We start from the raw sequence: 12,725 nt of genomic DNA, 5'->3' as shown, positions 1-12,725 counted from the left end.
TAGCCCTTTCTTTTGAAAGGGTTTTTTTTATGGAAAAATCATTCAAAACATACGATTTTAAGAGTAATGAAACCATTGCATCCATCGGTGCATCTGGAGGAGTTTGGGAAATTTACTTTGCTTCACAAGTGGATGGATTGACTTTTTATTTACAAGATATTGATGAAAAATTATGTAATGATGAAGAAATTAAGGAAGGTATTTTATTTTATGAAAAATTCTTAAACAAATCAATTCAAGGGAAATTTATTCCTGTTATTGGTTCTGAAACACAAATCAATCTACCTGAAAGTACTTTTGATAAAGTATTGATTATTAATAGTTTTCATGAGTTCTTATTTCCCAAAGAAATCTTGGATGATTGTAAATCAATACTGAAAAAAGGAGGGATGCTTTTTATCGAAGAACAATTAGCTCAATACGAAGGCGAAATTCATGAAGGATGTTTAAAACCACTTTACTTAGAAAATGAATTGATAGCTTTTGTGGAAAACTGTGGTTTTGTTCTTCAAAGAATTGTTGATAAGGGAAATGCGGTGAAGATTTTTTGTTTTATATAAGTGACTATTTTCCTCTGTATCTTGTGGATAAAACTAAAAAAACTAAATTTACGTTAAATGTTATAAAAATCGTAAAACTATGTATTCAGCATTAGTGATAGCAAGCAAATTTGTGAATAGGGCTATTGATAATGGCAAACCTGTAACGCAAATGAAGTTACAAAAAATGCTTTATATAGCGCATGGTTTGCATTTAGTATATTCTGGAAAGCCATTAATCAATGAAAATATTGAAGCTTGGAAATACGGGCCAGTTATTCCTCAAGTTTATAATTATTATAAAAACTGGGGTAATCAACCGATTGTAGAACCAACTTTAATTGGCGCTTTATCTAATCAAGCAATTGTGTTAAAATTAGATGTACTTTGTGATTCAGCCGAACAAGCGATTGATTTAACATGGAATATTACTAAAGATGTAGATGCTGTACAATTATCAAATTGGACACATATTGAAAATTCACCTTGGTTTAAAGTATTTAAAAACGAAGGCATAGAAAATTTCAGTAATGCCAAAATTGAGAATGACCTAATTGCAGATTATTTTAAAGAAACCTTTGATATAAAAGTTGACGCACATGACACCTTTGCAACAGCTTGAAGAAAAAGCGAAATTAGCTTTTGGACGAGTTGAAACTAAACCTGATCAATACACTTTATCTAATTTAGATGATTTAGCTAAAGCCACGCAAATTCAAGGAAAACAACAGGATATTTCTGAGAGAAAGAAGTTTGCTAAGTGGATATTTTTTATGGTAGTAGGTTGGCTAATCTCAATTGTTGCTATTATTGTTTTTGTAGGCTTGAAACTTTTACTGCTATCTGATTCCATCATTTTAGGATTAATTGGTTCGACAACTATCAATGTTACAGCATTTTTCTTAGCAGTTACTAAATATCTTTTTCCGAGTAAACCAGAAGATTGATAAAAAATCATGATAAAAAAAGGCGATTCCGTTTAACAGAATCGCCTTTTTACGTTTAATCTAAAGCTTATTTCTTACTCAAAGAACTAATCCAAGTTGCGATTTTCTTCACATCACCTTTTGGTAAATGTGCCATCGGTGGCATCGGAGTAGCGAATTCTGGCCAGTTAGAAGGCTTTGGCTCATAAATCAAGGCTTCAATTTGAGCCACTGTATATTTGCGTTTAGCAATTTCTTGATACGAAGGTCCAACTGCACGTTCGTTTACTTTATGACAAGCCAAACAAGTACTTTTGCTTAATAATTTCATCGCCTCAGCATCTGAAATTACACTTGATGTCATTTTAGCTTTTGCTTTTTCACCAGCAGCTGTTGGCATCGCTTCTTTCATTTGGTTGTCTGGCGTATTTACTTTTGCACCAGCATCAATGCGTTCACGTTGTGCACGAGTTTTTGGTGTTACTAAAGTGATATTTGCTTTAGCTCCTTGTGGAATACTATTTAAAGTATAATATGCCGAACCGTGCAATACATTCAAACGAGAATTTGCCGAAAGTACGCCTTCTGGTTTAATGTCATGAATATAACCTTCACGCAAATTATCAACAACGATACGAACTTTTAAACCGTCTTCACTAGCTTTTGCACCTCTTACAGCATTATCTTTTCTATCTACAATTGGGCTACCATATACTGGATGATACTTGTATGTGTAGCTAGAAACATCATAATTGTTTACATCTTCAGCCGTCTTTTTATCAACTGGCAAGGTAAATTCAATTTCAAAACCATCAGGCATTGCTCTAACGGCTTTCATTTCGAAAGGCATTTTTCCAGAAAATACTAGTCTTTCTAAACCGAAAGCTTCTTTCCCTGTAGAACCCCAACCACGGTTTGTTCCACCTACAAACATTGCTTTGTCTGTTCCCCAAGCCATTCTTAATACGCCTGAACGGAAGCCGCTTCTAAAATCAAAAGAAGCACCTTGGAATTTACCATTTACTTTTTCTAAGAATACTCTAGCAATTTTAGACATCCCTTCGTCTCCAACGAAAATTTGACCTGCAAAAGGACCAAAACCACCTTGTGTTTCATCTTGAATGATTTCTGAAGTAGAAACGCCCAATACTCCGTGAGGCAACCATACAGCGGGTGATTTAATACCCATGTTTGGATACGTAGTTTTGCCCATTTCGTAAATCGTAGTCATTGGCTCATTTTTTACGTATTCAGGTTTTACTCTTGGATTGTCTCTTGGATCAACCTTTGAATAAATCATATCAGCACGCATTTTCACAGGAGAATCTGGACGGTCAGCCCAAGCCAAAGAAGCTGGATGACCCATGAAATCTCCTTTTTCTACTTGTGAAATAAAACCAGAACCCATCCAGTCACCTTGGTTATCTCCGTAGAAGAATTCTCCGTCAATCATACCGATTCCGCAAGGAGAACGCATCCCCGCAGCGAATGGAGTCATTTTACCATCTTCGGTAATTTTCATTGTCCAACCTCTCCACGGCACAAATGATTTTCCAGCCCACCAATCAGAATTTCCAAAACCTACGTTTCCTGTTACATAAAATGAACCATCTGGGCCGATTTTAGGACCAAAAGAGTACTCATGGTAATGTCCAGAAATTGGCCAAGAATAAACTGTTTCGTAGCGGTCAGCTTTGCCGTCGCCATTTTTATCAACCAATTTGGTTAATTCACCTCTTTGTGCACAATATAGATTACCGTTTTTGTAAGCAAGTCCTAAAATTTCGTGCAAACCGCTCGCAAATTTGCGAAATACAGGTGTGCTAGAATTTGGGTTTTCGATGATATAAACATCTCCACGACGAGTAGAAGCTGCTAAATCACCATTTGGCAAAGTAACTAAACCACCAACTTCTAAAACGATTCCTTCTGGAATTGGAAGTTTGGCAATTTTATAATAATCGTTTTCGGTAGGAGCATCCTGTGCGAAAGCTCCAGTAGTCATTGCCAATGCCAAACCGATTTTGGTAATTGAATGGCTAAATGACTGGCTTATATTTTTGATATTCATTTGATTTTTCAGATTTAAAACCTCATTCTTTTGAGGGATTTTTACCACATTACAGAATATTGTACTTTGTCTTTTACTGGAACAAGTAAGATGGTGTTGTCTCCAGATTTTTCAATTGTAGCAGCACTTGATACTTTGATGAAATAGCTTTTTCCATCTACTTCATACAAATCGTCAGTCAATTTTGTAATGCTTTTTCCAACTGCCAAACGACAAAGTAAAGCTGTATTTGCTTCTGGATTTTTAAGCGTTAAAGTACGAGAAAGGTATTTTCCGTCGATAACTCTCACTTGGTCTTCTACTTCTGTACCATACATCTGATAACGGAAAGTTGGTAAATTGTCAGCATCAACATCGTAACCTAAAGTACGGAAGTTAGCATTGCTTGCTACTGCATCGGTCAATGAAGTTTTAGTTTCTCCTGAAACAATCAAAGGAACATCACCAAGATTCAAAATTGGACCTCTTGGACGAGAAGAACCATCGCCACGGTCATCCCACATTGGTGAAGTATTCAAGAATTCTCCTTTCCAAATCTGAGCGATTGAACCATTATCTAAATCATAAGTATAATGTAATTTGGCAGGATTACCCACATTGATAGCATGAACGATGCGTTTTTGCTTTTTACCATCTTTGTAAATATCCGAGAACGAACGAAGTAAAGTAGATTCTGGTGCATCCAATAAAATAGGGTCTGAAGGAGTACCCGCTAATACTGAACCTAAAGAATGGAAAGGAACGGCTCTGAAATTAGGGCCTTGAACTTCCATACCAAGAATTGGAGAAACCCAACCATCAGTTTTATAAATCGTGATTTCAACCGGAACATTTCCTGCTGGCAAATCCATTGATGCAGTACGTTTGTCACGTGAAGTTGTCCACTCGTCTGCAAGTAATTCTTTACCATTTACGTTCACATAATATTTACCGCCCGCTTGGAAAGTAAAAGTATGTTTACCTGCTTCAGGTACTTTTAAGGTAGCATTGAAGATTTGAGCGAAATCGTTAGTTTTAGTACCAACCTCCCAAGTAAGTTTATCTAATTTACCTGTAGCATCGGGTTTTTTGCTCAAGAAATCTTTAGGCTCTCTGAAATTACCATAAAACACTTTGTAAGAAATGTCTGATAGTTCAGCAGGTTTCCCCCCTAAATTTGAAAGCTTAAAATTGCGGAAAGCCACTGCGCCGTGGTCACCCTGAATCATGAATGGACCAGTTGGTGCTTCTGTTTCAGAAATTGGACCGCCCGTTGGACCTGTCAATTCAACATTTTCTTGAATGGTATATCCATTCAATTTAATAGAAAGTACTTTAGCATTAGCGATTTTTTTGCCAGAAGCATCGAAACGTGGCGCTTGGAATGAAATATCCATGTGTTGCCAAAGACCAGGAGCAAGGCAAGCATTTAATCTTGGAGCATGTCCTTCAAAAAGAATTTCTTTTCCATTTTCATAACGACGACGTTTGTAAATACCGCCGCAGTCGCCCGTTGCAGGATTTTTTACGCCCCAGCTATCCAATAACTGAACTTCGTATCTTCCCATCAAGTAAAAACCTGAATTAGAATGTACTGCCATCATAAAATCGAAAGAGACATCTACATCTGCAAATTCTGCAACTGACTGTAAATTAGCACGATTTTGAGGGTTTGGTAAATTGGCAAGGACACCTTTTCCTGTTGCCAAAGCCATTGTTTCAGGTTTAGTGATGTCTGCTGTTACGTCACTAGCGATTTGCCAGTTTGTTTTGTCAGATGTTTTCCAAAAAGACATATCGTCTAAGGAAACACTTTGCTGGGCATTTGCAAGCATTGGTAAACACAATGCAGAAACAAGCCAAGCTTTCTTCATAATTTGTAAATGGGACATTTTTATTTGGATAATATTTTTTAAAAACGAGCTTAAATATAGCACTCAAAAACTATACTATTATCCTTTATTGAAGAGATTTTCCATATACTTGTACTCATTGTATCCCATTTGTGTAACTTTGTTTCAACGATATTAATTGAATTTTTCATGGAAAATAAACCATTTATAGCCCCAAATGCTTCGGTAATGGGACAGGTAAGCTTTGGCAAAGATGTGTCTGTATGGTACGGAGCTGTTATCAGAGCTGATGTAGAGAAAATTAGCATTGGCGACCGTAGTAACATCCAAGATACTGCTGTTTTGCATGCTGACCCTAGTGACCCAACGATTATTGGAAACGATGTAACGGTAGGGCATGGGGCAATTGTTCACGGTGCTACAATTGGGGATTCTTCACTGATTGGTATGCGGGCGACTGTTTTGAATAAAGCCCAAATTGGGAAGTATTGTATCATTGGCGCAAATGCTTTAGTGCCAGAAGGAATGCAAATTCCAGATTATTCTTTGGTGGTGGGTGTTCCTGCTAAAATCATCCGACAAATTTCACCAGAACAAGCTGAAAAACTTACGTTGAGTGCCTTACATTATGTAGAAATGGCGAAAAGGCATCAGGCTGGAGAGTTTCCTTTGGTTTAGTATTATCAGAAAACTCTCTCTTAATCATTAGGGTTGGACTTAAGCCCAGTCCTAATGATTAAAGATAGGTTGAAATATCTCATAGCATCATTAGCAATTTCGACAAGCTTAGTTTGGTTTCATTTTTTCTGCACAATCCCAATGTTCTGCAATTTTGCCATTTTCAATTCTAAATAAATCAAACCAAGTAGTCGTATATTTTTTAGATTTATCTACAGGGTCTGGCATTTCTCTTACAAAACTTAGCATTACAAGGTCTCCTTCGGCGATAATTGCTACCACCGACGATTTGATATTGTTTGCAATAGGCTGTGGTTTCGTGAATTTTGCAAAGAAATCTACAACAGCTTTTCTGCCAATAGCAGCATTTGGGTTGTGTTGCATATAATTTTCATCAAAGTATTTTTCTGCTACTTCAAGGTGTCCACCTTCCAAGAATTCTCGCCACATATCGTACACGAGTTTTTTGTTGCGTTCAAGCGTTGGGTTGTCACTTTTAAGGAGTTGTTCTTGCGGAGCAAGAGGCTTTACAGGAAGTTGGGCAAATGTCTTGATGGACGATAGCATCAAAATAGCTCCAAAGAGTGAGAGAGATAAGTACTTCATAATGAGTGATTCTGGATAGTTTTGAAAAGTTATAATGAGTTTCACCGTTCGCAATTACTTATTTGATGAAAGTAACTTGAACCTAAAACTAAATTAAGGATAAAAACTGAAATTGTGGACTAAAATTCAGGGATGTTTGCCCAACTGCTAATAGACTCTTCCTTACGACCTAAAATGGTAAAGAACCTCCTTATTTAATGATTCAAGAGTCACAAAACCAGTCATTGAAGACTTAAAACATGTCTCAAGAGTCACAAAACCAGTCATCGAAGACTTAAAACATGTCTCGAGAGTCACAAAATCAGTCATCGAAGACCTAAAACATGTCTCAAGAGTCACAAAACCAGTCATCGAAGACTTAAAATGTGTCTCGAGAGTCACAAAATCAGTCATCGAAGACCTAAAATGTGTCTCGTGAATCAGAAAATATCACATTCACCAGATACAAAAAAATGGCTAATGATTTTTTACGTCATTAGCCATTTTAACCTCTTAAGGAAATTCTATATTTTACTTCTTAAATATCCTACCAAAATTTCAAGTCCTTTTTCGAAGTGAATATTGTTTGGAATCACAATGTCCGACGTTTTACGATAAGGTTTTACATATTTTTTGAAAGCAGGTTCAACGTGGTTATCCCAACGATACATTACTTCTTCTTTTTCGCCATAACCTCTTTCTTGTGCATCTCTTCTGATACGTCTGTCGAGTCTGATTTTACTTTTAGCATCCACAAAGATTTTCAAATCTAATAAATCAGCAATTTCTTTAAAGTAAAAAACGAATAATCCTTCTACAACAATGATAGGCTTAGGCTGAAAAGTAATTATTTCTGGAATAATATCAGGATTATTAAAAGTATATTCTTTTCGTTGGAAAGCTTGTCCTGAACGAATCGTTTCAATATCAATAGCGTATTGATGCAAATCTAACGATTCAGGTTCATCAAAATTAATATAACCATGTTTGTCGATAACTTGCTCGTGTCGATTTTTGTAATAATTATCTTGTGAAATCAAACAAATTTCATCTTTTGAAAAAGAACGAAGTAATTGATTGAGAAATAATGTTTTGCCCGAAGCACTGCCTCCGGTGATGCCTACGATAAATGGTCGTTGGTCTGGTCTCATAAAATGATTATAGTCGTTGAAAAAATTTTCACAAAGGTCGGAAAAGATTATTACAACTTGTATTTTAATACTGACTCTTTTCTTGTTTCATCTCAGAAAGGTGGCTTTTTTCCCGTAATTGTTTTGCCGTCGAGAATCGCCCAAAGTTGATTTTTATAGGTATCGCCCAATGGAATATTCAGGTCTTTGTCTAAATAAACCTGATTTCCTTCAATGAATTCTATCTTGCTTAAAGAAATTATATAAGAACGATGTACTCTGGCAAAACCTTCCGAAGGCAAAGATTCTTCTAAATCTTTTACATTCAAGAGGGTTACAAATTTTCCTTTTTCGGTATGAATCGTTACATAATTTCCCAAACCTTCAATAAAGAGGATTTCTGAAAGATTAATTCTTTGGATGCGGTTATCGGTTTTTACGAAGATAAAATTATCAGTATTTACTTGGTTGCCAGTATTACTTTCTTGAATAATATTACTAGCAGAATGTGGAATTTGTACTTTTTGTAAGGCTTGTAAAAAGCGCTCGAAAGCTATAGGTTTTATCAAATAATCAATGGCATTGTTATCAAAACCCTCAATGGCGTATTGCTTGTAAGCAGTCGTGAGAATAAACTTGCATCTTCCTTTTACAAGCTTTATAAAGCTGATACCCGAAAGTTCTGGCATTTGAATATCAATAAAAACTAAATCAATCTTCTGAGTATTTACAATATCCAGTGCTTCTAGTGGGTCAATACTGGTTGCCACAAGATTTAATGAGGGAATGCTTTTGATATAACTCCTTAGAATATCAATCGCAGCTTGCTCGTCGTCAATGATTAAACAATTTATACTCATAGTGGTATTTCGGGTGTAAAAATTCAAGCTTTCTTTTCAAAGGATGAATTCTGTTTTTTTATTTATTGCAAAAGGTTTTTTGATGCTGATTTTTTGGATAATATTTTTCAGCAAACCATTTAAATAGCAGTTTTTAGGTACTATTTTACAAATATTTCAAAGCAATTTCTTAACGTTTATTTTACAAAATTACAGATTGTATGTTAGATTATAATGTTTGAAATTGACAAGTAAACACTACGAAATGCCGATAAATGTGTTTACCCTTGAAAAGCTCTAGTTCGTCATTTTTTATAAGGGTTTGGTGTAAATAATTTTTGTTAACAATTCTTTACGGCAAATTTTGAGGACTAAAGTTTTATACATAAAAGTCATTCTCAGTAGATAGAGCACCTATTATTTTCAACTAGTTTTCATCTAATTAAGGTAATAGAAGGCTCGTCGAAAAGATGTAGCCTTTTTTATTTCCGACTATCTGATAAGGCTATTAAACTTTCAAAGAAAGGTTTACTTCATAAAAACCAGCTTCGTCGGTAATCTCTAAACAATGTGAGCCAGCATAACCTAGCAATAGACGTTTTTTAGTGTTTTCTAATCCAATCTTTCCAGAAATTTCCCTTGGTCCTTGTCGTTTATAATTATGAGTCATAAATCGTAATTCATTTTCTTGAACTTCAACCATAATTCTGAGGGGTCTATCACAATTGTTCAATTCTCCATGTTTAAAGGCATTTTCTACGAAAGTAATCAGGATTAAAGGCATGATTTGCTTCTCAGATAAATCACCGAAAACGCTCAGAATAATTTGTAAACGATTGTCAAAACGCAATTGTTGAATTTCTATATAGTTTTGAATATGCTTTAATTCAGAAGCCAAAGGCACTTTTTCTACTTGATAATTATCATGCAAAGCATAACTCATGATGTCCGAAAGGAGCGTGATGGCTCTTGATAAATTGGTAGAATATACTTTAGCTTGCACATTGAAAAAATGTAAGGTTTTAAATAAAAAGTCGGGATTAATCTGATTTTTGATACTTGAAAGTTCAGACCTTACAATTACTTTTTCAAGCTCATTTGTTTGCCATGCTATTTCCTGCTGTCTTTTTTCTTGATTCAGAATTTTTTCAGCATACCAATACACAAAAGCCGTCGGAATCATCATCAGTAAATACCAAAATCTTAGCATTACATTAATACTCCAAAAAGGCGTATTATTAATGTTTTCTGCTGTTTTGGGCATCAAGGTTCTATCAATCAGAACGCCCAGATTTGCGATCAGAAAAATGACTAAAATCGTTACTAGACTCAGCATAATAGGTTTTTTTCTATCAAGTAGTAAAGGGAAAATTACCTTTAAGGATAAATAGAATACCAACATTTTCAAGAGAATGTTGTAGAAAATAATACCTATGCTGATAAAATTGATTTTGGTGTCGAAATTTGAATAATGTATAAAAGCATGAAATGAAAAATCCAGTATCCAATAATAATAATGGTATTTGATGTTGATAGAATTCATAAGCTTAATTTCAGGAAGATTTTTTGGCTACAATCAAAGTGTTCGAATTTGATAAAATGCTTATTAAAATATCCGATGTACAATCGCCTACGGACATCCATCAAATCATCAAAAATATTTTTTTCACAGATGCCTATTTTTCTTTTATAGGTAATAGTTAAGAATAAATTGTCTGCTTGTGTTTCAATCCAAATACTTACAGGGAATTGAACATCATTTAAAACGCCATTTTTAAAAGTATTTTCGATGAGTGGACTTATTGTTAATGGATGAATGCGTCTGTAATTAATGTTTCCAATGATTTCCAGTTCAATATTTAATTTTCCATCAAACTGAATTTGCTGGATTGCTACATAGTTTTTAATGTATTGTATTTCTTTCATCAAAGAAACTTTGCCTTCATTATCATTTTCTTTGATGGTATAGCGCATCATTTCTGCCAGTAACATCACAGAATCTGATAATTTTTTTGACATTGGCAATGCTTGAGCATATAGGAAATTCAAAGAATTATAAAAAAAATGTGGATTAATCTGATTTTTGAGCGAGGATAATTCTGCTTCTAAAATTGATTTTTCTAACATGTTTTTTTGTAATTCAGCCTTACTTTGTTCTCTTACATTTTGGATAAAATTGGTAGCAAACCAATATGCCAAAGCAAAATGTATTGATAGATATAGATTGTTTAAACCAACTGTACAGGATCTATAAAAATTGAATGTTTCGTTAATAATAGCCCTGTAAAGATAAATAATCAAGGCATTACCAACGGAACAAACCACCGCCAAGGTAATTAATGAAAAGAATAATAATTGGTATTTTTTGGTGGGTAGTGTTTCAGGGAAAATTCGATGTAAGAGTAGGTAGAAACATGCGATAATTTCTAATACAGAAATAATCACATTTTGAAAAATGTGATGGATTTGAGTAAACTTTTCAGGAGTAGTGATGAATCCGGATAAAAAAAAGTACAAAGTATAGGCTATCCAAAAAAATATATGGTTACTCGTTTTTCTCATTTCTTACTTATCCTTTCCTTTTCAAATTTACCAAGTAAGGCCTGTTGATAAGTGGGTTTTGAGCTGAATCGCTTGATTGTTGGTTTAAAACATCACTTTGTAAGGCTTAAACTGCTATTTTGGCTGATTTGCTACTTGAATGATTGTGTATAAATACGCTTTAAATACATGCTTTTGATTAACAAATGCTAATTCTTTAGCGCTATTTTGAATAGTGAATTGACTTGAATATGCCACCATGAAATATCTTAAAATCACCTTTTTTAATTTCTCGACTTCCAAATCGAAACTTCTGCGCTATCTTTGTCGTTCAATTTTATTAGAAGTGTTTTGTATGATTAATAAAGGTTTTTTCAAGTAGAAATTATTCGATTTTTTGAAAAAGCACAACCTTTAAAACATAAAAATGGGCGATTTAAAAATAAAAAAAGAAGACATCATCAGAGCCTTGTCAACAGTACAAGAACCAGATTTGAAGAAAGATTTGGTGACGCTCAATATGATTAAAGACATTGAATTAGGCGTAGGTGAAGTTCGTTTTACGGTAGTACTTACTACTCCGGCTTGTCCATTAAAAGAAAGAATTCGTAAAGAATGCGAAGAAGCGATTCATACTCATGTTGACGAAAACCTAAGTGTTGTAATTGATATGACGGCAGATGTTACTTCGTCAAGAATGGGAACAACGCTTTTGCCTAATGTAAAAAATATTATTGCGATTGCTTCAGGAAAAGGTGGAGTAGGGAAATCTACTGTAACCGCCAATTTAGCGATGGCACTGAAGCTTTCTGGCGCTAAAGTTGGTATTATTGATGCGGATATTTCTGGACCTTCTATTCCAGTAATGTTTGGTGCTGAGGATATGCAACCTTTAGTAAGCCAAATTGATGGTAAAAACATGATTCAACCTATCATGCAATACGGCATCAAAATGATTTCAATGGGTTTTCTTGCTCCACAAGACAATCCAGTACCATGGAGAGGTCCAATGGCGACGCAAGCTTTACGTCAGTTTTTTAGTGATACTCATTGGGGAGAATTAGATTATTTATTGATTGACTTACCTCCAGGTACTTCTGATATTCACCTTTCTTTGGTGCAATTAGTACCAGTTACAGGTGCAGTAATTGTAACGACTCCACAAAAAGTAGCTTTGGCAGATGCTACCAAAGGATTAATGTTTTTCCGTCAGCCACAAATCAATGTGCCAGTTTTAGGCGTTATTGAAAACATGGCATATTTTACGCCAGAAGAATTACCTGACAACAAGTATTATATTTTTGGAAAAGACGGCGGAAAGAATTTAGCAACAAAATACGAAACAGATTTATTAGGTGAAATTCCTTTAGTACAAAGTATCAGAGAAGCTGGTGACGATGGAAAACCTGCCGTAATGAGCGATAGTATTATTGCTACTGCTTTCAAAAAATCGGCTGAATTGTTAGCTCAACAAGTTGCTATTAGAAATGCAACAAAAGAAAAGACCAAGCCTGTACAAGTAAAAGTGTAGTTTTTTCTAGTATATTTGAGAGAAATATTACCATTAAAACGCAATAAAGAGTT

12 protein-coding genes are annotated in these 12,725 nt (G+C 34.8%); 5 read left to right on the top strand and 7 right to left on the bottom strand.

All coding sequences use genetic code 11. The features are described 5' to 3' along the window. Positions 1-29 precede the first annotated feature (29 nt). The 3 genes from VB798_RS04575 to VB798_RS04565 all read left to right on the top strand — a co-directional run bounded on the left by VB798_RS04575 (position 30) and on the right by VB798_RS04565 (position 1,486). On the top strand, positions 30-560 hold the full coding sequence (locus VB798_RS04575; protein ID WP_323256431.1) for a methyltransferase domain-containing protein: 531 nt from the start codon (positions 30-32) through the stop codon (positions 558-560). A gap of 79 nt (positions 561-639) precedes the next feature. Further along, the gene (locus VB798_RS04570; RefSeq protein WP_323256429.1) at positions 640-1,161 is read left to right on the top strand and encodes a Panacea domain-containing protein; all 522 of its coding nucleotides are present in this window, start codon (positions 640-642) and stop codon (positions 1,159-1,161) included. After that, a complete protein-coding gene (locus VB798_RS04565) occupies positions 1,139-1,486 on the top strand; it encodes a hypothetical protein (RefSeq protein WP_323256427.1) in 348 nt (115 codons plus the stop codon). The genes VB798_RS04570 and VB798_RS04565 overlap by 23 nt, the downstream gene beginning before the upstream one ends. A gap of 67 nt (positions 1,487-1,553) precedes the next feature. Here the strand turns inward: VB798_RS04565 and VB798_RS04560 are convergent, their stop codons facing one another. Beyond that, a complete protein-coding gene (locus VB798_RS04560; RefSeq protein ID WP_323256425.1) occupies positions 1,554-3,536 on the bottom strand; it encodes a c-type cytochrome in 1,983 nt (660 codons plus the stop codon). A gap of 41 nt (positions 3,537-3,577) precedes the next feature. Further along, a complete protein-coding gene (locus VB798_RS04555; protein WP_323256423.1) occupies positions 3,578-5,407 on the bottom strand; it encodes a family 16 glycoside hydrolase in 1,830 nt (609 codons plus the stop codon). Between the two features lie 150 nt (positions 5,408-5,557). Between VB798_RS04555 and VB798_RS04550 the strand changes: the two genes are divergently transcribed. Further along, positions 5,558-6,046 carry a gamma carbonic anhydrase family protein gene (locus VB798_RS04550; RefSeq protein WP_323256421.1) on the top strand — a complete coding sequence of 163 codons (489 nt, stop codon included), beginning with the start codon at positions 5,558-5,560 and terminating at the stop codon, positions 6,044-6,046. 108 nt (positions 6,047-6,154) lie between these two features. Here VB798_RS04550 and VB798_RS04545 read toward each other — a convergent pair whose 3' ends face one another. The 5 genes from VB798_RS04545 to VB798_RS04525 all read right to left on the bottom strand — a co-directional run bounded on the left by VB798_RS04545 (position 6,155) and on the right by VB798_RS04525 (position 11,045). Further along, on the bottom strand, positions 6,155-6,652 hold the full coding sequence (locus VB798_RS04545) for a nuclear transport factor 2 family protein (RefSeq protein WP_323256420.1): 498 nt from the start codon (positions 6,650-6,652) through the stop codon (positions 6,155-6,157). Between the two features lie 503 nt (positions 6,653-7,155). Then, a complete protein-coding gene (locus tag VB798_RS04540; protein ID WP_323256419.1) occupies positions 7,156-7,782 on the bottom strand; it encodes a uridine kinase family protein in 627 nt (208 codons plus the stop codon). 92 nt (positions 7,783-7,874) lie between these two features. Beyond that, positions 7,875-8,621 (bottom strand): LytR/AlgR family response regulator transcription factor, encoded by a 747-nt coding sequence (locus VB798_RS04535; protein ID WP_323256417.1) that lies wholly within the window; start codon positions 8,619-8,621, stop codon positions 7,875-7,877. 487 nt (positions 8,622-9,108) lie between these two features. Further along, positions 9,109-10,143 carry a sensor histidine kinase gene (locus VB798_RS04530; RefSeq protein WP_323256416.1) on the bottom strand — a complete coding sequence of 345 codons (1,035 nt, stop codon included), beginning with the start codon at positions 10,141-10,143 and terminating at the stop codon, positions 9,109-9,111. Next, entirely contained in the window at positions 10,140-11,045 is a 906-nt protein-coding gene (locus VB798_RS04525) for a sensor histidine kinase (protein WP_323256414.1), read from the bottom strand. Before VB798_RS04525 ends, VB798_RS04530 begins: the two co-directional genes overlap by 4 nt. 523 nt (positions 11,046-11,568) lie before the next feature. Between VB798_RS04525 and VB798_RS04520 the strand changes: the two genes are divergently transcribed. Further along, positions 11,569-12,672 carry an Mrp/NBP35 family ATP-binding protein gene (locus tag VB798_RS04520; protein WP_323256413.1) on the top strand — a complete coding sequence of 368 codons (1,104 nt, stop codon included), beginning with the start codon at positions 11,569-11,571 and terminating at the stop codon, positions 12,670-12,672. The last annotated feature ends 53 nt before the right edge of the window (positions 12,673-12,725 follow it).

The organism is Arcicella lustrica (assembly GCF_034930985.1).
GTDB lineage: Bacteria > Bacteroidota > Bacteroidia > Cytophagales > Spirosomataceae > Arcicella > Arcicella lustrica.
The sequence above is the reverse complement of the archived record's forward strand: the minus strand, read 5'-3'. Positions and strand labels throughout refer to the sequence as shown.